Below are 22,198 nucleotides of genomic sequence, written 5' to 3'. Positions count from 1 at the left end.
CTCGTTCCCTGATATCAATGAACAATAAACGGCGTAACGGCTTCTTTGGCGGCGTTGCACACCATGTTGTCGATAGCAGTACCGACCACCAGAATATTGACCCCGGTATCTTTAAACGCTTTCGCGTTGGCGAGGTTAATCCCGCCTTCCGCCAGCGTCGGAACATCCACCGCGCCGACCAACGCCCGCAGGCGATCTTTAATCATCTGCGGGATATCGCCTGCCGCTACGCCTTCATAGCTCATGCCTGTCATCAGACCAATCATATCCACGCCGATATCCTGCATTCGCTTCGCCACGCTGGCGACCTCTTCCGGCGTGCGTGCAGGAATACCGAAAGTATGCAGATCGTCAGGATGGCCAATGTAGGCATCGACAGTCAGACCATACTGATGGGCGAGATTAACGATGTCCTGCAGATCGTCCCAGTCGGATTTATGCGTATGTAAACCGTCGGCCCCAGCGCGGGCAATCTCCAGAATTTCCGTTTCGCTGAGCGGCACCGGTAAGGTTTCGGTAAAACCGCCGGCGATACCAACGGTGATAAAAATATCGTCCGGGACCACATTACGCACACCGTGTACGGCCTCAGCCATCTGGCTATTGGTGATTTCGTGACGAATCTGCTCCGCCGCGTGCATGTTGCTCACGCCTTTGTGTCCACGCGCCAGCGCCAACGCAGGGTGGTTCGGCTCCAGTAGCTTAACGCCAGCCTCACACACGGCTTTCGCCAGGCGCGCATCGTCGCCGGTTATTCCTGTGCTGAGGATGGTTTGCCCGCCGTGAAGTGTGATGGCTTCTTTCACTTTCTGTAACGCTTTGGCGCGTTTTTTATTCATATCGCCTTTAAACATGGTGTACCTCTGGTGTTGGTGCATTAATTAACGGCTGTCGTTGTTGATTCGCTCTGTACGACAGGTTTGAAACGGTTAGCAATAATGGTGGTAAGGCAGGTCATCGCCATTGTGGCAATCATTACGATGGCCATCTGGAGCGCATTGCTGGATAAGAACGGTGAGGCGAAAGCCGGAACATAGGCCACGCCTTTGACGTTAAAAAAGCCCAGCATCATGCCGCCCATTCCGGCCCAAAAAATGGCGGAGCCAAAAACAATTTTGTTGGCGAACATGAAGGGATAGGCGGATTCAACAAAGGTGCCAAAGCCCAGGTTAATGAGCAGGCCCGGCGTAGCAACGGCAGCTTCGCTTTTTTCACGCGGGGCGATCACATTGGCAAGGTTAATACCTGCGGCCACCATCACCAGACCGACCATATCGACCGCGCCGAGGAAGCTGACGCCGGATTTTTCCATCTCCAGCAGCACCAACGGCAGGATCACCGCGTGATAGACGCCGCCGAGAATGGCAGGCCAGATAACCAGACCAGCCAGCAGCCCGGCAAGAATTGGGCTGAATGCCAGCGTGCTTTCGATAGCCAGTTTGATGTAATTACCCGCAGATAGCGCCAGCGGACTCAGCAGATAGTGCATGATTAACCCAGCGGCAAGGCCCGATATCCCACCGGCGACGATGTTGACGGTAGTCATTGGGAAGCGCCAGTTCAGGCACAGCTCGAACAGCCAACGGACGAAAATCCCCGCCATTACACCGCCGATAATGCCGCCGATAAGACCGCCCTCTACGGAAAGCACGCCAGCGACGACTCCGGCCACAATTGAAACTTCATCCAGTTCGGAAATCTGTTTTGCCGCCAGTACCGCGACTAACACCGGCAGACCTTTTAGTAATATTTCAAAGATATCGTTAAGTTTTTCCAGTCCTGGTATGTGGCTCAGGGCGAGTACAATCGCCATGGCGATAAAGCCTGGTAGCGCAGGGATCATGATGCTACGAATGTTAAAACGTTTGAGCAGGCTTTTTCCGGAACCGCTCTGCGAGGGCGAAGCGCTACCCAACTGTGGTTTGTACTTGATACCCCAATGTTTACACAGTGACGCCACGAAGGAGACGGCGCGGGTACGGCTGGTGGTGCCGGTTGTTCCGGAGGTCGCGACCACATTCGCCCCCTTTGCCGCCACCAGCGCCATGGAGGTTCCCCCGGTGCCGACAATCGGTGTTTTCATCTCAACGGCGGCGGCAAAAACGGCCTGGTTCGCCTTTACCGGATCGGCGCTCATTACCACGATCCCATCGATCTCACCGCAGCGGATCATCTCAGCGATTTGGCGATCGCTTTCTACTACCGAGGTGTTTACCTCCGAAAGTTTGCCCTGAAATATGCGCTGTGGTTTTTGTTGGTTTTCTGTGGTTAATGCATAAACCGATGCCGGGGTATCCGGTTTGGCGACGTCCATCGAGGCTTCTGCCGCGATAAACTGTACGGCGGCCACATTCACGCCCGCAGCCTCACACTGCTGATAAATCTCCTGGAGTAACTTCTCTGGCTCGGCGCCACCCAGGTTGTAGAGGTTGCCTCCACTGCTTCCAATAATCGCAATTTTTTTCATAGCGGCCTCAAATAGGGTAAGGGGGTTATCTGTGTTGTAGTGCAATCATAATTCCAACTAAAACAAAATAAAGCAACAATGAAAAAGTGGCCTTATACCAAACGATCTCAATTTTTAAAGGTAACGCATTAAAATATAATGATTAATTTATGTTTTTGCTTTGTGTTGTTTTGTGTGGTTTTGTGACGAAGTTCAAAATGAGGAGGGCATAAATAGGGGAAAGCTGCCCATGTTGATGGGACGAGTAGGGTGTTGCGGATTCCTGAGCAGTATTCCGCCGGCAGCGCCTGGCGCGGGAACCGCCGGATGACGTGCTTGCGTCGCCATCCGGCAGCGTATTGCGCTGATAGCGCTCACCTGCTGTCGTGCCAGGGCGATTTATTCAAATAAGTTCTGATGCAGCTTTTGCACCACTTTCTCGGCATCGTCTCCCGGCACGAGGAAGCACAGATTGTGGCTGGAGGCGCCGTAACAAATCATGCGAATGTTGAACGGTTCCAGGACGCCAAACACTTCTTTACCAACACCGCAGGCTTTTGACAGGTTGTTGCCAATCAGCGCGACCAGCGCCAGCCCTTCTTCGACTTCTACCCGACACAGTGCGGAAAGCTCCATCAATAAGGATTGGGTCAGTAACGTATCGCCCGTGGAGGTGGAGCCGGTAGTATCCAGCGTCAGCGCGACGCTCACCTCCGAAGTGGTAATCAGATCTACCGAAATATTATGCCGCGCCAGAATGCCGAACACCTCTGCCAGGAAACCTCGCGAGTGCAGCATATTCAGGCTGTGCAGCGTCAATAGCGTTTGATTGCGGCGCAGCGCCAGCGCACGGAACAGCGGCGGGTTTTGGGTTTTATTGCACACCAGCGTACCGCCCGCTTGCGGATCTTTACTGGATCCAACGAAGACCGGGATATCGCTACGCACGGCCGGGAGTAAGGTGGCTGGATGCAGTACTTTTGCGCCGAAGGTTGCCATCTCCGCCGCTTCTTCAAAGTCGATTTCATCAATTCGCTGCGCGACGGGCACCACGCGCGGGTCGGTGGTGTAAATACCGGGCACATCTGTCCAGATATCAACCCGCGCGGCGTGGAGCGCTTCAGCCAGCAACGCTGCCGTATAGTCGCTGCCGCCGCGGCCTAACGTCGTGGTGCGGCCTTTGCTTTCACTGCCGATAAAGCCCTGAGTAATGACCAAAGTTTCGTTCAGGCGCGGGAGCAACTGCTGCGCGGCCAGTTCCGCAAGCGCTGCGACGTCCGGTTCCGCACGACCAAAGCGATCGCTGGTACGCATCACTTTGCGCACGTCGAACCAGTGGGCCTGTACGTCGCGTTCACGCAGGATCTCAACAAATAGCAGGGTAGACATCAGCTCGCCGTGGCTGACCAGTTCATCGGTCAGGGCTGCCGATGTCGCCAGCGATGCCGCCTCCGCCAGAATAGTGATGTTTTCCAGCAGGCGTTCAATCTCTTCGCGAATGACATTGGGATGACGCAGACGATCAAGGATATCGAACTGGATTTTACGGATGGCGTCGAGCGTAGCGAAACGTTCGCCGGGCTCCATCCCTTCGGCCAGCGCCACCAGCAGATTAGTGATGCCGGCAGACGCGGAAAGCACGACTAAACGAACATTGGCGTCGGAAAGTACGATATCCGCGCTACGGTTCATGGCGTCAAAATCAGCGACGCTGGTACCGCCAAATTTGGAAACAACGATCTCTGTCATATCAACCTCGTGTCAGGAAATGAAAAACGCGACCATGGCACAAGGGCAGAACAGAAACCGGTGCAGGCGCAAATGCAAGTAACGTATTTATAAATAAAAGTTGTGGCCTGGACTGTCAACGTTGGGATTATGCGGATTTTTTATGCTGAGTTTAGGCTCAGTAACAGCGCTTATAACCCCGATACCCGTTTGTAGTATGTTGGCTTATCTATGCGCCCGGCGACTCACCCACTTGCTGCCTTTCTGCACCTCGAATTATTTAGGGTATATACTTTTTATCCTCATTCGACAGTGCCTGGGGCAACGGCACTAAAACAATCACACTTTTCTGTGACTGGCGTTACAATCGATCCCAGTCACAATTCTCAAATCAGAAGAGTATTGCTAATGAAAAACATCAATCCAACGCAGACTTCTGCCTGGCAGGCGCTCCAGAAACACTACGATGAAATGAAAGACGTTACGATCGCTGAGCTTTTCGCGAACGATAGCGACCGTTTCGCTAAATTTTCCGCGACGTTTGACGATCTGATGCTGGTGGACTTCTCCAAAAACCGCATCACCGAAGAGACGCTGGCAAAATTACAGGATCTGGCGAAAGAGACCGATCTGGCCGGCGCGATTAAATCCATGTTCTCCGGCGAGAAGATCAACCGCACCGAAGACCGCGCCGTGCTGCACGTGGCGCTGCGTAACCGTAGCAATACGCCGATCATCGTGGACGGCAAAGATGTGATGCCGGAAGTGAACGCCGTGCTTGAGAAAATGAAAACTTTCTCGCAAGCGATTATCTCCGGTCAGTGGAAAGGCTACACCGGTAAGGCCATCACCGACGTGGTGAACATCGGTATCGGCGGTTCCGACCTCGGCCCGTTCATGGTGACGGAAGCGCTGCGTCCGTATAAAAATCATCTGACTATGCACTTCGTCTCTAACGTTGATGGTACCCACATCGCTGAAGTGCTGAAAAAAGTGAACCCGGAAACCACGCTGTTCCTGGTGGCGTCGAAAACCTTCACCACGCAGGAAACCATGACCAACGCCCACAGCGCGCGCGACTGGTTCCTGAAAAGTGCAGGCGATGAAAAACACGTGGCGAAACACTTTGCTGCGCTCTCCACCAACGTCAAAGCGGTCGGCGAATTTGGTATCGACACGGCCAATATGTTCGAGTTCTGGGACTGGGTCGGCGGTCGTTACTCGCTGTGGTCTGCCATCGGGCTGTCCATTATTCTGTCCGTCGGTTTCGACAACTTTGTCGAGCTGCTTTCCGGCGCGCACGCGATGGACAAGCATTTCTCCACCACTCCGGCGGAGAAAAACCTACCCATTCTGCTGGCGTTGATTGGCATCTGGTACAACAATTTCTTCGGCGCGGAAACCGAAGCCATTCTGCCGTACGACCAGTATATGCACCGTTTCGCCGCCTACTTCCAGCAGGGCAACATGGAATCCAACGGTAAATACGTTGACCGTAACGGCAACGCCGTGGATTACCAGACAGGCCCAATTATCTGGGGCGAACCAGGCACCAACGGTCAGCACGCGTTTTATCAATTGATTCACCAGGGTACTAAAATGGTGCCGTGTGATTTTATCGCCCCGGCTATCACCCATAACCCGCTATCCGATCATCATCAGAAGCTGCTGTCTAACTTCTTCGCGCAGACCGAAGCGCTGGCGTTTGGTAAATCCCGCGAGGTGGTTGAGCAGGAATATCGCGATCAGGGTAAAGATCCGGCGCAGCTTGAACACGTTGTGCCATTCAAAGTGTTTGAAGGCAACCGCCCGACCAACTCTATCCTGCTGCGCGAAATTACGCCATTCAGCCTGGGCGCGCTGATTGCGCTGTATGAGCATAAAATCTTTACGCAGGGCGCCATCCTGAACATCTTTACTTTCGACCAGTGGGGCGTTGAGTTGGGTAAACAGTTGGCTAACCGTATTCTGCCGGAGCTGGGCGATGATAAAGCTATTTCGTCCCATGATAGCTCTACCAACGGTCTGATTAACCGTTATAAAGCCTGGCGCGCCTGATGGCGCTGCGCTTATCCGGTCTACGTAATGCATAGCGTCTGTAGGCCGGATAAGGCGTTTCGCCGCCATCCGGCAAAAAGAGAATAAGATAATAAAAAAGCCGATATTCACATCGGCTTTTTTTATAAGATAATTCCGCTTGTCCGTCTTTATCCCCACAATTTTATATTGAGCTTAATCCTAAAATAAGCAATAACCAGAAAATCACTCTGCGTTACTTTCAGATTATACGGATGCCGATGTCTTTTATTTTAATTTTAACTTATTGATTTTATTTGTTTGTTAATTAAACAATGTAGGCGTTACTTCTTTAAAGTTTAATTATCCTAAAACCTCGCTGTTATTTCTCCCGGACATAATCCGCCTGCTTTGGTTGTGTATACTCGGTAGCGCCCGAAATTCTTTTGGGTAAATCTCCATTCATTCAATGAAGGGAAATTATGATGAAAAAAGTACTGTATGGCATTTTTGCCATAACCGCGCTTGCGGCGACATCTGTCTCTGCAGCCCCCGTTCAGGTGGGTGAAGCGGCAGGGTCGGCAGCGACGTCGGTATCGGCGGGAAGGTCCTCCGCTACCAGCGTTAGCACCGTAAGTTCGGCGGTGGGCGTCGCGTTAGCGGCAACCGGCGGCGGCGATGGTTCCAATACCGGAACCACGACCACCACGACCACCACGACCACCAGTACCCAGTAGTATCGGTACGTTTAACCATAACCACACTCCGGTGTGGTTATTTTGCCCCTCTGGAGAAGCGTCGTGAAGCGACTCGCACTTATCCTGATTTGCCTGCTATTACAGGCGTGTTCGGCCACCACTAAAGGCCTGGGCGATTCACTGTGGGACAGTTTGTTCGGTACGCCAGGCGTACAGCTAACGGATGACGATATTCAAAACATGCCTTATGCCAGCCAGTACATGCAGCTTAACGGCGGTCCTCAACTGTTTGTGGTGCTCGCTTTCTCGGAAAACGGGCAGCAGAAATGGGTGACGCAGGATGGCGCGACGATCGTGACGCAGCATGGCCGTCTGGTCAAAACGCTGCTCAGCGGCGACAACCTGATCGATGTGAATAATCTGGCGGCCGACCCGCTGGCGAAACCAGGACAGATTATCGATGGCGCGACCTGGACTCGCACCCTGGGCTGGACCGAACATCGCCAGGTGCGTTACGCCACCGCCCGTTCCGTTTTTACATGGCGAGGGACCGATAGCGTTAGCGTCGGCAGTGAAGAGACCGCCGTGCGGGTGCTGGATGAAGAAGTGACGACCGATCAAACGCGTTGGCGTAATCGCTACTGGGTTGATAGCGAAGGCCAAATTCGCCAGACGGAACAGTATCTGGGTGCGAATTACTTTCCGGTGAAAACCACGCTGATTAAGGCGGCAAAATCATGATGAAAAGGACGATAAGCGCGCTGGCGCTGGCCTTTGTCGCGTCATCCGCCTTTGCCAGCGGCACTGTTACCGTTTTTACCCAAGGTAATAGCGAGCCTAAAACGCTGACAGACGCTGAGCGTCTGCTCGATTTAGTCGGACAGCCGCGCCTGGCAACGAGCTGGTGGCCTGCGGCGGTGATAGGCGAAGAACAGGCGACCGTGACGGCGCGTCAGCAGCAGCAGGAACTTCTCGGGCGACTGGCGGCGCTCAGCGCTGAGGAAGACGGCGATGCGGCGGCGGCGATAAACACACTGCGCCGACAGATTCAGGCGCTGAAGGTGACGGGCAGACAATTCGTGAATCTTGATCCTGACGTGGTGCGGGTGAGCGAACGAGGTAACCCGCCGCTGCAAGGTCACTACACGCTCTGGGTCGGGCCGCAACCCACGCAGGTGACGCTCTTTGGCTTGATTAGCCAGCCGGGCAGCCAGCCGTTCGTCCCTGGGCGGGACGTCGCCAGTTATCTCGAGGGTCAGCGCTTACTCAGCGGCGCGGATCGTAGCTATGCCTGGGTGGTTTACCCTGATGGACGCAGCCAAAAAGCGCCGGTGGCTTACTGGAATAAACGTCATATCGAGCCAATGCCCGGCAGCATTATTTTTGTCGGTTTTGCCGATTCCCTTTGGCGCGGCACGCCGGAGGCGATAAATGCCGACATTCTTCATACCCTGACGCAGCGGATACCGGAATAATGAAAAAAACACATCTGCTCAGCGTGCTGGCGCTGGGTATTAGCGCGGCCTGCCATGCCGAAACATATCCAGCCCCTATTGGGCCTTCACAATCTGACTTTGGCGGCGTGGGCCTGCTGCAAACGCCGACAGCGCGTATGGCGCGTGAAGGGGAGATGAGCCTGAACTATCGTGATAACGATCAGTACCGCTACTACTCGGCTTCGGTTCAGCTTTTCCCGTGGCTGGAAACCACGTTGCGCTATACCGATGTCCGTACGAAAAAGTACAGCAGCGTGGAATCATTCTCCGGCGACCAGACTTACAAAGATAAAGCGTTTGATGTGAAACTGCGGTTGTGGGAAGAGAGTTACTGGATGCCGCAGGTGGCGGTTGGCGCGCGCGATATCGGCGGGACGGGGCTGTTTGATGCGGAATATATTGTAGCGAGTAAGGCCTGGGGGCCGTTTGATTTTTCATTAGGTCTCGGCTGGGGCTATCTTGGCACCAGCGGCAATGTGTCTAATCCTTTCTGTTCGTATAGTGATAAATTCTGTTCACGTGATAACAGTTATAAAGAGGCAGGTTCCGTCGACGGTAGCGATATGTTTCACGGCCCGGCCTCGCTGTTTGGCGGCGTGGAATACCAGACCCCGTGGCAACCGCTACGCCTGAAGCTGGAGTATGAAGGCAATAACTATCAGCAGGATTTTGCGGGTAAACTGGAACAGAAGAGCAAGTTTAACGTCGGCGCCATTTACCGCGTCACCGATTGGGCCGACGTTAACCTCAGCTACGAGCGCGGCAACACCTTTATGTTTGGTGTTACGCTGCGCACCAATTTCAACGATTTACGTCCCGCGTATCATGACAATTCACGCCCGCAATACCGACCACAGCCGCAGGATGCCATCCTGCAACATTCGGTAGTGGCTAATCAATTAACGTTATTGAAATATAATGCTGGTCTGGCGGACCCGAAAATCCAGGTCAAAGGCGATACGCTGTACGTTACCGGTGAACAGGTGAAGTACCGCGACTCCCGTGAAGGGATCGTGCGCGCTAACCGGATCGTCATGAACGATCTGCCGGAGGGGATCCGCACGATCCGCGTGACGGAAAACCGCCTTAATCTGCCGCAGGTCACCACTGAAACCGATGTCGCCAGCCTGAAACGCCATCTGGAAGGCGAACCGCTGGGACATGAAACCCCGCTGGCGCAAAAACGCGTAGAGCCGATCGTGCCAGAGAGTACTGAACAGGGCTGGTATATCGACAAGTCGCGCATTGATTTTCATCTTGATCCCGTGCTGAATCAGTCGGTAGGCGGCCCGGAAAACTTCTATATGTATCAGTTGGGCGTAATGGGAACTGCGGATCTGTGGGTCACGGATCATCTGCTCACCACGGGCAGCGTGTTTGCCAATATCGCCAACAACTACGACAAATTTAACTACACCAATCCGCCGAAGGATTCGCATCTGCCGCGGGTGCGTACGCATGTCCGTGAGTATGTGCAGAATGATGTTTATGTGAATAACCTACAGGCCAACTACTTCCAGTATTTTGGCAATGGTTTCTATGGGCAGGTCTACGGTGGTTATCTGGAGACCATGTTTGGCGGTGCCGGGGCGGAAGTCCTGTATCGCCCGATAGACAGCAATTGGGCGTTTGGTCTGGATGCCAACTACGTGAAACAGCGTGACTGGCGTAGCGCGCAGGATATGATGAAGTTTACCGATTACAGCGTGAAGACCGGACATTTGACCGCATACTGGACGCCGTCGTTCGCCCAGGATGTGCTGGTGAAAGCCAGCGTTGGTCAGTATCTGGCGGGCGATAAAGGCGGTACGCTGGAGATCGCCAAACGCTTCGATAGCGGCGTCGTTGTCGGCGGTTACGCGACGATTACCGATGCGTCGCCGGATGAATATGGGGAAGGGGATTTTACCAAAGGCGTATATGTTTCCGTGCCGCTGGATCTCTTCTCGTCCGGCCCAACCCGAAGTCGTGCGGCAATTGGCTGGACGCCGCTGACGCGTGACGGTGGTCAACAGCTTGGGCGTAAGTTTGGCCTGTATGATATGACCAGTGACAGGAGCGTAAATTTCCGTTAATACTCAGGCCGGATAAGGCGTTCAAAGCGCTATCCGGCAAATTATCTTATTGAACAAAATATAAACATAAATAAAAAATATAGATGCTCGTCACATTTGTGCGTTATACAGAAACCTCGCCGCAGAGAAAGAGGGGGCTGTTATGATGCCATTATCGCGCTCACGTCTTGAGTTTATCGCCACGATTTTACAAAACGTACTAAATTTGGGGCTGCTTACCCTCGGTCTGATCCTGGTCGTTTTTCTCGGTAAAGAGACGGTGCATCTGGCGGATGCATTATTCGTGCCTGAGCAAGCCAGCAAATATGAACTGGTGGAAGGGCTGGTGATCTACTTTCTTTATTTCGAATTTATTGCGCTGATTGTGAAGTACTTTAAGTCTGGCCTTCACTTTCCGCTGCGCTATTTCGTGTACATTGGGATCACGGCGATTGTGCGCCTGATCATTGTCGATCATAAAACGCCAATGGATGTATTACTCTATTCGGCGGCGATCCTCCTGTTGGTTATCACGTTGTGGTTATGTAATTCGAACCGACTACGGCGAGAATAGGCGTCGCCACACCGTAACGGACGTACGGCGTGGCGATAAATCAGCTTATTGTATGGCGGCTTTCGGCGTTTTCTCTTCTGCTGGCGTCCATAACTTCTCAAGTTCTTCCAGCGTTTTGCCTTTGGTTTCCGGCACGAACTTCCACATAAACAGCGCCGCCAGAATACCCATACAACCGTAAATCCAGTAGGAGAAACCGTTGTGGAAATGGGAAACCAGCCACGAATTTTTGTCCATCATCGGGAAGGTCCAGGAGACGAAGTAGTTCGCCAGCCACTGCGCGGCGACGGCAATGGCGAGCGCTTTGCCACGAATCGCGTTCGGGAAGATTTCTGCCAGCAGCACCCAACAAACCGGTCCCCAGGACATGGCAAATGCGGCGACGTAAAACAGCATCGACAGCAGCGCTATCAGCCCGGAAGCCTGGGTGTAAAACGCGGTGCCAAGGCTGAACATCCCAAGAGCCATACCCAATGCGCCAATAATTTGCAGCGGTTTGCGACCAAATTTATCTACCGTCATGATGGCCAGCACGGTGAAGCTCAGGTTGATTACGCCGACAATAATGGTCTGCAAGAGCGCTACGTCGGTGCTGGCCCCTAACGTTTTAAACACTTCCGGCGCGTAGTAGAGCACGACGTTAATGCCGACAAACTGCTGGAAGACGGACAGCATCACGCCAATGACTATCACGCCCACGCCAAACATCAACAGGCGTCCGCCGGTTTTACGACCATGCTCCAGAGACTGGTTGATCTCCTGCATGGCCTGGGTAGTGAGGCTGCTACCCATAATTTTGCGCAGAATGCCCTCCGCCTGTTCGTGTTTGCCACGTGCCATCAGCCAGCGCGGGCTTTCCGGTACGGTATACAGCAGCAGTAAAAACAGCAGGGCGGGAATACTTTCTGAAGCAAACATATATCGCCAGCCATCGGTATTCAGCCAGTTAGCGTCACCAGAGCGGGCAATGAAATAGTTAACGCAATACACCAACAGTTGACCAAAAATAATGGCGAACTGGTTAAAGGAAACCAGTTTCCCACGAATATGCGCTGGAGCCAGTTCAGCAATATACATCGGTGAGAGCATTGAGGCTAAACCAACGCCAATACCACCAATGATGCGATAAATAACAAATTCGGGGACATATCCGGCCAAATAAACAGGTACGGCATTATCTGGGTTAATCGTGGTAAATCCTAATTCTGGCCATGCGGAGCCAATACCGGAAATAAAGAACAGCAGAGCGGCGATTTTCAGCGAGTCCCGACGACCAAAGCGGTTACTGCAATAACCGCCCAGCGCACCGCCGATGATGCAGCCAATCAACGCACTGGCGACACAGAAGCCCAATAGCGAGTTGGCGGCGGATTCACTTAAATGTTGCGGAGCGACAAACACGGTATTTAAGGATTCTACCGTTCCGGATATGACGGCAGTGTCATAGCCGAATAATAACCCTCCTAATGTTGCGACTAAGGTAATGGAAAAAATATAGCGGGAATTATAGTGGGTGTTCATTCAGACCTGCCTTAGAGGATACAGCTCTTTTGATCAGTGTCGTGATGGTGAATTTAACAGGCAGGGAAGACAATTATCATTTTTTACATTGCAATTATGTTTTGTCTTTTCTGTGATCTTAATTCTGTTTAATTTGTCTGTTTTCAGGCGGTAAATATAATTGCAGTGATGGGGGCCACGAAAGGAAATAATCGTAACAGCAATGCAAAATAACATAAAAAAAGCGCTCCGAAGAGCGCCAAAATACGACCATAAGTGGGGATAACATAAGTTGAGGGCAGTGGCATTGCCCGTTGCCGGGCAGGTACTTCGATAAGACTTAACCTTTCACACCCCCTGCCGTCAGGCCGTTGACCAGCCAACGCTGCGCCAACAGGAACACCAGGGTGATAGGAATAGCGGAAAGGACGGCGGCGGCGGCAAAGTCGCCCCACAAATAGTTTTGCGGGTTGAGATATTGCTGCATACCCACGGCCAGCGTATAGCTGTCCACATCGCGCAGTAACAACGAGGCGACCGGAACTTCGGTAATCGCCGCGATGAACGACAGAATAAACACCACCGCCAGAATCGGTACGGAAAGCGGCAGCAGCACCAGGCGAAATGCCTGCCACGGGGTTGCGCCATCCAGCGCGGCGGCCTCTTCCAGCGAGCTGTCGATAGTTTCGAAGTAGCCTTTAATCGTCCAGACATGCAGCGCAATGCCGCCAAGATAGGCGAAGATCACGCCGCCATGCGTATTCAGACCGATAAATGGAATGTATTGTCCCAGGCGGTCAAATAACGCATACAGCGCCACCAGAGACAAAACCGCCGGAAACATCTGGAAAATCAGCATCCCCTTGAGCAGTGTTGCTTTACCTGGAAAACGCATTCGTGCGAAAGCGTAGGCGCAGGTGGTGGAGAGCGCCACGATGCCGATGGCGGTAATACCGGCGATTTTCACCGAGTTCCACAGCCACAGCAGGACCGGGAAGGGAGGCGGCGTTACCCGACCATCCGCATGTTCCACGCTGAAACCCAGCGCCAGCCGCCAGTGTTCCCAGGAGATTTTATCCGGGATCAGGCTTCCGGTGGCGAAGTTCCCCTCACGTAGCGAGATAGCGATGACCATCAGCAGCGGGAACATGATCGCCGCGATGAAAATCAGCAGCCCCAGGTGCGTGATGAAGAGACGTAATTTTTGAGATTTGGGTTGGACCATAGCCATTGTTATTATCTCCCTTAATCAAACTTCATACGCGTGGCTTTCAGGTTCACGATGGCCAGCGCGCCTACCAGCAGGAAGATCAGCGTGGCAATGGCCGCCGCCAGACCGAAGTCCTGACCGCCGCCGCCTTCAAAGGCGATACGGTAGGTGTAGCTGACGAGCAGATCGGTATAACCGGCAGGCGTGGTGGTGCCGAGACGGTCTGGCCCGCCGTTGGTCAATAACTGAATCAGGACAAAGTTATTAAAGTTAAAAGCGAAGCTGGCGATCATCAGCGGCGTTAGCGGCTTAATCAGCAGCGGTAAGGTGATCTTAAAGAAATTCTGAAATGGACCGGCGCCGTCCATTGCGGAGGCTTCGTACAGGTCATCCGGAATCGCTTTCAGCAGTCCCATGCACAGGATCATCATGTAGGGATAGCCCAGCCAGGTATTCACGATAATCACCATTGCCCGCGCGGTGTTGGGGTCGCTGAACCAGGCAGGTTTAATGCCAAACAGCGCGCTCAGCATCATATTGATTTCGCCAAAGCTTTGGTTGAATAACCCTTTGAAAATCAAAATTGAAATAAACGACGGTACGGCGTAGGGCAGAATCAGCAGGACGCGGTAGATAGCTTTACCTTTCAGCGCTTCCCACTGTACGAGGCAGGCCAATACCATTCCAACCGCCACGGTTAACACCACAGTGAGAACCGAAAAGACCACGGTCCAGACGAAGATAGCGAAAAAAGGCTTCTGGATCCCTTCGTCGGTAAAGACGCGCGTAAAGTTTTTCGCGCCGATAGTAACGGTATAACCAGGACTGAGTTTTTCATCACCCCAGCTTCCGTCGGCGTTGATCGACTGATAATAACCGCTATCGTTGTTTGGCCGGTATTTTACGCCGCTCTGGTTATTGGTCAGCAGGCCGTCATCAGCCAGTGTGTACAGCGGACGGGTACCGGAAAACTGACGCAGCGAGCTCATAATCACTTTACTTTCATCCGGCAGGACGGCGGTTATCTGGTTCAGTGCCAGACGGTTCTGGGTGATTATCCGCAGATTGGCGCGTTCGCCGCCCGGCAGGGCATCGGTCTCTTTCAGCTGTAATTTCTGTTCGCCGCCGAAGGAAAATGCGTCAGACAGGTAATGTTTGCCCGTTTCTCCGTCGGTGAGGGCCAGTTGCCACTCGTCGCCGGTCGGGTAAAGACCGAAGTTATAGGTTTTTCCCGCCTGATAAGAACGGTCCATCAGCACTTGCTGGGCGCGTTCAAAGGTGAGCTGGTTGGTGGTGCTGTAGTTAGTAAAGGCGATGGCGATGGTGCACACCAGCGGGAATAGCACAAACAGCCCCATGCCGGCTAGGCCAGGGTAAACGTAGCGCCAGGCATAGGTTTTACGATTTGCGAAAATATACAGGCCAGCAGAGCTTAAAATCAGCGTCATGATGGCGAACAGATACTCCCCTTGTACGTACATTAAAACTACAAGGTAACCCACCAGCAGGCCCAGCAGACCAATTACTGACCATTTAAGCTGGTCGCTTTGCCACCAGTGTTTCTTTTTAATGACATCCATGGGGGTTTTCCTCTACAGCGTTGAAACTTCCTGGCCGGAGATGTGCCTGATGGCGCTGCGCTTATCAGGCCTACGGTGTGTTGTAGGCCGGATAAGGCATTTATGCCGCCATCCGGCACAGGCTCGCGGCATTACTTGGTGATACGGCTTTGTGCATCTTTCAGCGCGGCATCCACGGTTTGACGGCCGCTGGCGGCGTTGATCACAGCCGTACGTACCGCATACCAGAAGGCGGACATCTGCGGAATATTCGGCATGATCTCGCCTTTCTGGGCGTTATCCATGGTGGCGGCGATACGGGGGTCTTTCGCTAACTGCTCCTGGAAAGATTTCAGCGCCACGGCGCCCAGCGGTTTATCTTTGTTCACCGCTTCCAGACCCTGATCGGTCAGCAGGTAGTTTTCGAGGAACTCTTTCGCCAGCTCTTTATTCGGGCTGGCAGCGTTAATCCCCGCGCTCAGCACGCCGACGAACGGTTTCGAGGGTTTGCCTTTGAAGGTCGGCAGCAGGGTGACACCGTAGTTGACTTTGCTCTTGTCGATGTTCGACCATGCCCACGGGCCGTTGATGGTCATTGCCGTTTCGCCTTTATTGAAGGCCGCTTCGGCGATGGAGTAATCGGTATCGGCGCTCATATTTTTGTTCTTGATCATATCGATCAGGAAAGTCAGGCCCGCTTTCGCGCCGGCGTTGTCGACGCCAACGTCTTTCACGTCATACTTGCCGTTTTCAAATTTGAACGCGTAACCGCCGTCAGCGGCGATCAACGGCCAGGTGAAATACGGTTCTTGCAGGTTGAACATTATCGCCGACTTCCCTTTCGCTTTTAGTTCTTTATCCAGCGCCGGGATCTCTTCCCAGGTTTTCGGCGGGTTCGGGACGAGGTCTTTGTTATAAATCAGGGAGAGGGCTTCAACGGCGATGGGGTAGGCGATCAGCTTGCCGTTATAACGTACCGCATCCCAGGTGAACGGATAGAGTTTGTCCTGAAACGCTTTATCCGGAGTGACCTCCGCCAGCAGACCAGACTGCGCGTAGCCGCCAAAACGGTCGTGCGCCCAGAAGATAATGTCAGGACCGTCGCCGGTGGCAGCCACCTGCGGGAATTTCTCTTCCAGCTTATCGGGGTGCTCAACGGTCACTTTAATGCCGGTGTCTTGCTCAAATTTTTTACCGACCTCGGCCAGACCGTTATAGCCCTTGTCGCCGTTGATCCAGATAACCAGTTTACCTTCTTCAATTTTGGCGAGAGCCGGGGCGGAAATCATCATCGTCGTAAGTGCGGATAATGCGAGGATGCCTACGCCAGTTTTAATCTTCATATCTCCCATCCTTTTTGGTGATGTACACAGAGGTGGTTTAACGGTCTCTAGTTTCTTTATACGACAACCTCTTTCCATCCTCCCCGCCCCTACGCCCCACCCCGGCTTTATGTGATCTGTGTTACATAAATGTGAGTAATGCGTGCTGGCGCACATAAAAACACGCCGATTTTTGCGGGCGGCATCACGAAATTCCTTTTCTGCCCGCGCCCGTGGTCTCAGGCGCTGTGCCCTCATCCTCCCGCCTCCTCCCCCATAAAAAAGCCGGGGGGTGGAGGATTTACCCCAGTCAGGGATCGCGCATAGTCAGGCCATCATGAATGTTGCTGTCAATGACAGGTTGTAACGAAGGGAGAAGGGCATGGCGAGCGTACAGCTACGAAATGTAACGAAAGCCTGGGGTGACGTGGTGGTATCGAAAGATATTAACCTCGATATCCATGACGGGGAGTTCGTGGTGTTTGTCGGACCGTCAGGCTGTGGTAAATCGACCTTGCTGCGTATGATCGCCGGGCTTGAAACCATTACCAGTGGCGACCTGTTTATCGGGGAAACCCGTATGAATGATATTCCGCCTGCCGAGCGCGGCGTGGGCATGGTATTCCAGTCTTATGCGCTCTATCCCCATCTCTCCGTTGCAGAAAACATGTCTTTCGGCCTCAAGCTGGCGGGCGCCAAAAAAGAGGTTATGAATCAACGCGTCAACCAGGTGGCGGAAGTGCTGCAACTGGCACATCTGCTGGAACGTAAGCCAAAAGCGCTTTCCGGCGGTCAGCGTCAGCGCGTAGCGATTGGCCGCACGCTGGTAGCGGAGCCGCGTGTGTTTTTGCTGGATGAACCGCTCTCTAACCTGGATGCCGCACTACGCGTGCAGATGCGCATTGAAATTTCTCGCCTGCATAAACGTCTGGGCCGCACGATGATTTACGTCACCCACGATCAGGTCGAGGCGATGACGCTGGCCGACAAAATCGTGGTGCTGGACGCCGGTCGCGTCGCGCAGGTCGGTAAGCCGCTGGAGCTGTACCACTATCCGGCGGACCGCTTTGTCGCGGGCTTCATCGGCTCGCCGAAGATGAACTTCCTGCCGGTGAAAGTGACCGCCACCGCGATTGAACAAGTCCAGGTCGAACTGCCGAATCGCCAGCAAATCTGGCTGCCGGTCGAAAGTCGCGGCGTGCAGGTCGGCGCCAATATGTCTTTAGGCATTCGGCCGGAACACCTGCTGCCGAGCGATATCGCCGATGTCACCCTGGAAGGTGAAGTCCAGGTGGTCGAGCAGTTAGGGCACGAAACACAAATTCATATCCAGATCCCCGCCATCCGTCAAAACCTGGTTTATCGCCAGAATGACGTGGTGCTGGTAGAAGAGGGCGCCACATTCGCTATCGGCCTGCCGCCAGAGCGCTGTCATCTGTTCCGCGAGGATGGCAGCGCATGTCGTCGTCTGCATCAAGAGCCGGGTGTTTAAGGCCTCCATAAAAAAACGAAACGCAAAACCATTCGCAGTTTTAGAAGGTGGCAGCGTTTAAAGAAAAGCAATGATCTCAGGAGATAGAATGATGATTACTCTGCGCAAACTCCCTCTGGCGGTTGCTGTCGCAGCGGGCGTAATGTCCGCTCAGGCAATGGCTGTCGATTTCCACGGTTACGCCCGTTCCGGTATTGGCTGGACGGGAAGCGGCGGCGAACAACAATGTTTCCAGGTGACCGGTGCACAAAGTAAATACCGTCTCGGTAACGAATGTGAAACCTATGCGGAACTGAAACTGGGCCAGGAAGTGTGGAAAGAGGGCGATAAGAGCTTCTATTTCGACACCAACGTCGCCTATTCGGTTAACCAGCAGAACGACTGGGAATCGACCGATCCCGCCTTCCGCGAAGCGAACGTGCAGGGTAAAAACCTGATTGAATGGCTGCCGGGCTCTACCATCTGGGCCGGTAAGCGCTTCTATCAGCGTCATGACGTACACATGATCGACTTCTACTACTGGGATATTTCAGGTCCTGGCGCGGGTATCGAAAATATCGATCTGGGCTTCGGTAAGCTTTCACTGGCGGCGACCCGCTCTACTGAAGCGGGCGGCTCTTACACCTTCAGCAGCCAGAATATTTATGATGAAGTGAAAGATACCGCTAACGACGTCTTTGACGTACGTCTGGCTGGTCTGCAAACGAACCCGGACGGCGTACTGGAGCTGGGCGTTGATTACGGTCGCGCCAATACGACCGATGGTTATAAGCTGGCTGATGGGGCATCGAAAGACGGCTGGATGTTCACCGCCGAACACACGCAAAGCATGTTGAAAGGCTATAACAAGTTTGTCGTGCAATATGCCACCGATGCCATGACCACGCAGGGTAAAGGCCAGGCGCGTGGTTCCGACGGTTCTTCATCTTTCACTGAAGAATTGCCTGATGGAACCAAAATTAATTATGCCAATAAGGTCATCAATAATAATGGCGATATGTGGCGTATTTTGGATCATGGCGCCATCTCGCTTGGTGATAAATGGGATTTGATGTACGTCGGTATGTACCAGAATATCGATTGGGATAATAACCTGGGTACTGAGTGGTGGACCGTGGGCGTACGTCCAATGTACAAGTGGACGCCAATCATGAGTACCCTGCTGGAAGTCGGCTACGACAACGTGAAATCTCAGCAGACCGGCGATCGTAACAATCAATATAAAATCACCCTGGCGCAACAGTGGCAGGCGGGCGACAGCATCTGGTCGCGTCCGGCTATCCGTATTTTCGCCACCTACGCGAAATGGGATGAGAAATGGGGCTATATCAAAGACGGCGATAACATTTCCCGTTATGCCGCAGCGACTAACTCCGGCATTTCCACCAATAGCCGTGGCGATAGCGATGAGTGGACCTTCGGCGCCCAGATGGAAATCTGGTGGTAATACGATGGTCGTCTGACGTAACGAGGGGCGCAAGCCCCTCTGAAACATCAGGTCTGATGATGCTTGTAAGCCGAATAAGGCGCCAGCCGCCATTCGGCGATATGTTTGGGTTGGCGCGCTATTGCCTGGCTACCGCTGAACCCGCCTTATTGAGGTGAGAATAATGAAAATGAAGAAAAGTCTCGTTGCCCTCTGTTTAACCGCAGGGCTGTTCGCCAGCGTGCCGGGTATCAGCCTGGCGGAAGTGAACTATGTACCGCAAAATACCAGCGCCGCGCCTGCTATTCCTGCTGCTGCGCTACAGCAATTAACCTGGACGCCTGTAGATCAGTCAAAAACGCAGTCTACCCAACTGGCGACTGGCGGCCAGCGCCTTGACGTCGCCGGCATTACCGGCCCGGTCGCCGCTTATAGTGTTCCGGCGAATATCGGCGAGCTGACATTAACTCTGACCAGCGAGGTCAATAAGCAAGCCAGCGTTTTTGCGCCAAACGTGTTGATTCTTGACCAAAATATGACGCCTTCGGCGTTCTTCCCCAGCAGTTACTTTACTTATCAGCAGCCGGGCGTCATGAGCGCAGACCGGCTGGAAGGCGTGATGCGCCTGACGCCTGCGTTGGGGCAGCAGAAACTCTATGTTCTGGTGTTTACGACCGAAAAAGATCTTCAGCAAACCACTACACTGCTTGATCCGGCAAAAGCCTATGCCAAAGGCGTCGGTAACTCTATCCCGGATATTCCCGATCCAGTTGCTCGCCATACCACTGACGGCGTGGTGAAACTGAAGGTGAAAACCAACAGCAGCTCCAGCGTATTGGTCGGGCCGTTGTTTGGCTCGTCCGGTGCCGGGCCGGTAACGGTAGGCAATACCGCCGCGCCGATCGCTGCGCCAGCGCCAGTCGCGCCGAAGAAAAGCGAACCGATGTTGAACGATACGGAAAGCTACTTTAATAAAGCGATTAAGGATGCCGTAGCGAAAGGTGACGTCGATAAAGCGCTGAAACTGCTTGATGAGGCCGAACGTCTGGGATCGACATCTGCCCGTTCCACCTTTATCAGCAGTGTAAAAGGCAAGGGGTAATTGTTTCCCCACAGTGCTGATTTTGCAGCAACTGGTGCGTCTCCTGGCGCACCTTTTTTTATCATTTCATGCGAATTGTTATTTTTTTGTTGCGCAACAGATCACTTAATTGTGATTGCGCCCCCCGTAATGTCTTTTCTGAGATACAATGACTTTAGGTTATAAATCGGAGAGTAAGGCATGTCACACCCTGCGTTAACGCAACTGCGTGCGCTGCGCTATTTTGATGCGATTCCTGCGCTTGAACCCCATTTGCTGGACTGGCTGTTGCTGGAAGATTCTATGACTAAACGTTTTGAGCAGCAGGGAAAGCGGGTAAGCGTGACGCTGATTCGGGAAGCGTTTGTCGGCCAAAGTGAGGTCGAGGAAGCATCAGGTTTACTGCCATCCGAATCCCGCTACTGGTTACGTGAGATACTGCTTTGCGCTGACGGCGAGCCCTGGCTTGCCGGACGTACCGTGGTACCGGAATCCACGCTATGCGGACCTGAACAGGTCTTACAACATCTGGGTAAAACCCCGCTTGGACGTTATCTATTTACATCATCGACACTGACCCGCGATTTTATTGAAATTGGACGCGATGCAACGCTGTGGGGGCGCCGCTCTCGACTGCGGTTGAGCGGAAAGCCACTGTTGCTTACCGAGCTTTTTTTACCTGCATCGCCGCTGTACTGAGAGGAAGATAAAGATGGAGTGGAGTCTGACGCAGAGTAAGCTGCTGGCGTTTCACCGTTTGATGCGTACAGATAAGCCTATTGGCGCGTTGCTGCTGCTCTGGCCGACGCTTTGGGCGCTATGGGTGGCGACACCGGGTATGCCTCAGCTGTGGATTTTGGCGGTTTTTGTCGCTGGCGTGTGGTTAATGCGCGCGGCGGGCTGCGTGGTAAATGATTATGCCGATCGTAAATTTGACGGACATGTAAAACGTACGGTCAACCGGCCTTTACCCAGCGGCGCCGTGACAGAGAAAGAAGCGCGCAACCTGTTTGTGGTACTGGTGCTGCTGGCGTTTCTGTTGGTGCTGACGCTGAACGCGATGACGATTCTGCTTTCCGTGGCGGCGTTGGCGTTGGCCTGGGTTTATCCCTTTATGAAACGCTACACCCACCTGCCGCAGGTCGTGCTGGGGGCCGCTTTCGGCTGGTCAATCCCCATGGCGTTCGCCGCGGTGAGCGAATCCCTGCCGTTGAGCTGCTGGCTGATGTTCCTCGCCAATATTCTCTGGGCGGTGGCTTACGATACGCAATATGCGATGGTCGACAGAGATGATGATATCAAGATAGGCATTAAATCGACGGCGATCCTGTTTGGTCGTTATGACACATTGATTATCGGGATTCTGCAGCTTGGCGTCATGGCGTTAATGGCGCTGATCGGTTGGTTGAATGGTCTGGGATGGGGATATTACTGGGCTGTGCTGGTGGCGGGCGCGCTGTTTGTCTACCAGCAAAAACTGATTGCGAACCGTGAACGTGAAGCCTGCTTTAAAGCCTTTATGAACAATAATTACGTTGGCCTGGTGCTATTTTTAGGGCTGGCGATGAGTTACTGGCACTTCTGATGTCATGCCGG

18 protein-coding genes and 1 pseudogene are annotated in these 22,198 nt (G+C 53.3%); 12 read left to right on the top strand and 7 right to left on the bottom strand.

The features are described 5' to 3' along the window. Positions 1-14 precede the first annotated feature (14 nt). The 3 genes from NA624_RS19885 to lysC form a co-directional block, all read right to left on the bottom strand. The gene (locus NA624_RS19885; protein WP_000472332.1) at positions 15-854 is read right to left on the bottom strand and encodes a hypothetical protein; all 840 of its coding nucleotides are present in this window, start codon (positions 852-854) and stop codon (positions 15-17) included. 23 nt (positions 855-877) lie between these two features. Then, complete coding sequence (locus NA624_RS19880; protein WP_000716847.1) at positions 878-2,467, bottom strand: PTS sugar transporter; 1,590 nt, start codon at positions 2,465-2,467, stop codon at positions 878-880. Between the two features lie 378 nt (positions 2,468-2,845). Continuing rightward, complete coding sequence (gene lysC, locus NA624_RS19875) at positions 2,846-4,195, bottom strand: lysine-sensitive aspartokinase 3 (RefSeq protein ID WP_000136392.1); 1,350 nt, start codon at positions 4,193-4,195, stop codon at positions 2,846-2,848. Positions 4,196-4,582: 387 nt separating this feature from the next. Here lysC and pgi point away from each other — a divergent pair, with 387 nt between their 5' ends. The 6 genes from pgi (at position 4,583) to psiE (ending at position 11,012) form a co-directional block, all read left to right on the top strand. Next, the gene (gene pgi, locus NA624_RS19870; protein WP_000790034.1) at positions 4,583-6,232 is read left to right on the top strand and encodes a glucose-6-phosphate isomerase; all 1,650 of its coding nucleotides are present in this window, start codon (positions 4,583-4,585) and stop codon (positions 6,230-6,232) included. Positions 6,233-6,675: 443 nt separating this feature from the next. Further along, positions 6,676-6,927: an exopolysaccharide production protein YjbE gene (gene yjbE / locus NA624_RS19865; RefSeq protein ID WP_001555912.1), complete on the top strand. Its 252-nt coding sequence runs from the start codon at positions 6,676-6,678 to the stop codon at positions 6,925-6,927. 63 nt (positions 6,928-6,990) lie between these two features. After that, positions 6,991-7,629, top strand: coding sequence for a YjbF family lipoprotein (locus NA624_RS19860; RefSeq protein WP_000824809.1), 639 nt, complete (start codon positions 6,991-6,993; stop codon positions 7,627-7,629). Continuing rightward, positions 7,626-8,363: a capsule biosynthesis GfcC family protein gene (locus tag NA624_RS19855; protein ID WP_000977972.1), complete on the top strand. Its 738-nt coding sequence runs from the start codon at positions 7,626-7,628 to the stop codon at positions 8,361-8,363. The genes NA624_RS19860 and NA624_RS19855 overlap by 4 nt, the downstream gene beginning before the upstream one ends. Next, positions 8,363-10,459: a YjbH domain-containing protein gene (locus NA624_RS19850; RefSeq protein WP_000750787.1), complete on the top strand. Its 2,097-nt coding sequence runs from the start codon at positions 8,363-8,365 to the stop codon at positions 10,457-10,459. Before NA624_RS19855 ends, NA624_RS19850 begins: the two co-directional genes overlap by 1 nt. Positions 10,460-10,601: 142 nt before the next feature. Next, entirely contained in the window at positions 10,602-11,012 is a 411-nt protein-coding gene (psiE, locus tag NA624_RS19845; RefSeq protein WP_000982752.1) for a phosphate-starvation-inducible protein PsiE, read from the top strand. A gap of 45 nt (positions 11,013-11,057) precedes the next feature. Here the strand turns inward: psiE and xylE are convergent, their stop codons facing one another. The 3 genes from xylE to malF all read right to left on the bottom strand — a co-directional run bounded on the left by xylE (position 11,058) and on the right by malF (position 15,302). Then, the gene (xylE, locus tag NA624_RS19840; RefSeq protein WP_001091898.1) at positions 11,058-12,533 is read right to left on the bottom strand and encodes a D-xylose transporter XylE; all 1,476 of its coding nucleotides are present in this window, start codon (positions 12,531-12,533) and stop codon (positions 11,058-11,060) included. A gap of 319 nt (positions 12,534-12,852) precedes the next feature. After that, positions 12,853-13,743 carry a maltose ABC transporter permease MalG gene (gene malG / locus NA624_RS19835; protein ID WP_001252081.1) on the bottom strand — a complete coding sequence of 297 codons (891 nt, stop codon included), beginning with the start codon at positions 13,741-13,743 and terminating at the stop codon, positions 12,853-12,855. A 14-nt stretch (positions 13,744-13,757) separates the two neighbouring features. Further along, positions 13,758-15,302: a maltose ABC transporter permease MalF gene (gene malF / locus NA624_RS19830; RefSeq protein ID WP_000382578.1), complete on the bottom strand. Its 1,545-nt coding sequence runs from the start codon at positions 15,300-15,302 to the stop codon at positions 13,758-13,760. 42 nt (positions 15,303-15,344) lie between these two features. On the opposite strand from malF, the pseudogene NA624_RS19825 reads away from it, so the two are divergent. Beyond that, a pseudogene (locus NA624_RS19825) lies at positions 15,345-15,485 on the top strand (hypothetical protein); the annotation flags it as partial. Here the strand turns inward: NA624_RS19825 and malE are convergent. After that, a complete protein-coding gene (gene malE / locus NA624_RS19820) occupies positions 15,434-16,624 on the bottom strand; it encodes a maltose/maltodextrin ABC transporter substrate-binding protein MalE (RefSeq protein WP_000695415.1) in 1,191 nt (396 codons plus the stop codon). The pseudogene NA624_RS19825 and the gene malE sit on opposite strands and share 52 nt — an antisense overlap. Positions 16,625-16,985: 361 nt before the next feature. Between malE and malK the strand changes: the two genes are divergently transcribed. The 5 genes from malK (at position 16,986) to ubiA (ending at position 22,187) form a co-directional block, all read left to right on the top strand. Then, entirely contained in the window at positions 16,986-18,095 is a 1,110-nt protein-coding gene (gene malK, locus NA624_RS19815) for a maltose/maltodextrin ABC transporter ATP-binding protein MalK (protein WP_000179176.1), read from the top strand. Positions 18,096-18,183: 88 nt separating this feature from the next. Continuing rightward, positions 18,184-19,542, top strand: coding sequence for a maltoporin (locus NA624_RS19810; protein ID WP_000973678.1), 1,359 nt, complete (start codon positions 18,184-18,186; stop codon positions 19,540-19,542). 163 nt (positions 19,543-19,705) lie between these two features. Beyond that, positions 19,706-20,623 (top strand): maltose operon protein MalM, encoded by a 918-nt coding sequence (gene malM, locus NA624_RS19805; protein ID WP_000782493.1) that lies wholly within the window; start codon positions 19,706-19,708, stop codon positions 20,621-20,623. 180 nt (positions 20,624-20,803) lie between these two features. Further along, positions 20,804-21,301, top strand: a complete 498-nt coding sequence (ubiC, locus tag NA624_RS19800; protein ID WP_000019219.1) for a chorismate lyase — start codon at positions 20,804-20,806, stop codon at positions 21,299-21,301. A gap of 13 nt (positions 21,302-21,314) precedes the next feature. Further along, positions 21,315-22,187: a 4-hydroxybenzoate octaprenyltransferase gene (gene ubiA, locus NA624_RS19795; RefSeq protein ID WP_000455249.1), complete on the top strand. Its 873-nt coding sequence runs from the start codon at positions 21,315-21,317 to the stop codon at positions 22,185-22,187. The last annotated feature ends 11 nt before the right edge of the window (positions 22,188-22,198 follow it).

This window comes from Salmonella sp. NW38 (genome assembly GCF_051807745.1).
GTDB lineage: Bacteria > Pseudomonadota > Gammaproteobacteria > Enterobacterales > Enterobacteriaceae > Salmonella > Salmonella enterica.
This window is presented reverse-complemented; position numbering and strand designations above follow the sequence as displayed.

Coding starts and splice junctions, on each gene's coding strand:
- NA624_RS19885 (WP_000472332.1), bottom strand. CDS start 854: ATGTTTAAAGGCGATATGAATAAAAAACGCGCCAAAGCGTTACAGAAA.
- NA624_RS19880 (WP_000716847.1), bottom strand. CDS start 2,467: ATGAAAAAAATTGCGATTATTGGAAGCAGTGGAGGCAACCTCTACAAC.
- lysC (WP_000136392.1), bottom strand. CDS start 4,195: ATGACAGAGATCGTTGTTTCCAAATTTGGCGGTACCAGCGTCGCTGAT.
- pgi (WP_000790034.1), top strand. CDS start 4,583: ATGAAAAACATCAATCCAACGCAGACTTCTGCCTGGCAGGCGCTCCAG.
- yjbE (WP_001555912.1), top strand. CDS start 6,676: ATGAAAAAAGTACTGTATGGCATTTTTGCCATAACCGCGCTTGCGGCG.
- NA624_RS19855 (WP_000977972.1), top strand. CDS start 7,626: ATGATGAAAAGGACGATAAGCGCGCTGGCGCTGGCCTTTGTCGCGTCA.
- NA624_RS19850 (WP_000750787.1), top strand. CDS start 8,363: ATGAAAAAAACACATCTGCTCAGCGTGCTGGCGCTGGGTATTAGCGCG.
- psiE (WP_000982752.1), top strand. CDS start 10,602: ATGATGCCATTATCGCGCTCACGTCTTGAGTTTATCGCCACGATTTTA.
- xylE (WP_001091898.1), bottom strand. CDS start 12,533: ATGAACACCCACTATAATTCCCGCTATATTTTTTCCATTACCTTAGTC.
- malG (WP_001252081.1), bottom strand. CDS start 13,743: ATGGCTATGGTCCAACCCAAATCTCAAAAATTACGTCTCTTCATCACG.
- malF (WP_000382578.1), bottom strand. CDS start 15,302: ATGGATGTCATTAAAAAGAAACACTGGTGGCAAAGCGACCAGCTTAAA.
- malE (WP_000695415.1), bottom strand. CDS start 16,624: ATGAAGATTAAAACTGGCGTAGGCATCCTCGCATTATCCGCACTTACG.
- malK (WP_000179176.1), top strand. CDS start 16,986: ATGGCGAGCGTACAGCTACGAAATGTAACGAAAGCCTGGGGTGACGTG.
- NA624_RS19810 (WP_000973678.1), top strand. CDS start 18,184: ATGATGATTACTCTGCGCAAACTCCCTCTGGCGGTTGCTGTCGCAGCG.
- malM (WP_000782493.1), top strand. CDS start 19,706: ATGAAAATGAAGAAAAGTCTCGTTGCCCTCTGTTTAACCGCAGGGCTG.
- ubiC (WP_000019219.1), top strand. CDS start 20,804: ATGTCACACCCTGCGTTAACGCAACTGCGTGCGCTGCGCTATTTTGAT.
- ubiA (WP_000455249.1), top strand. CDS start 21,315: ATGGAGTGGAGTCTGACGCAGAGTAAGCTGCTGGCGTTTCACCGTTTG.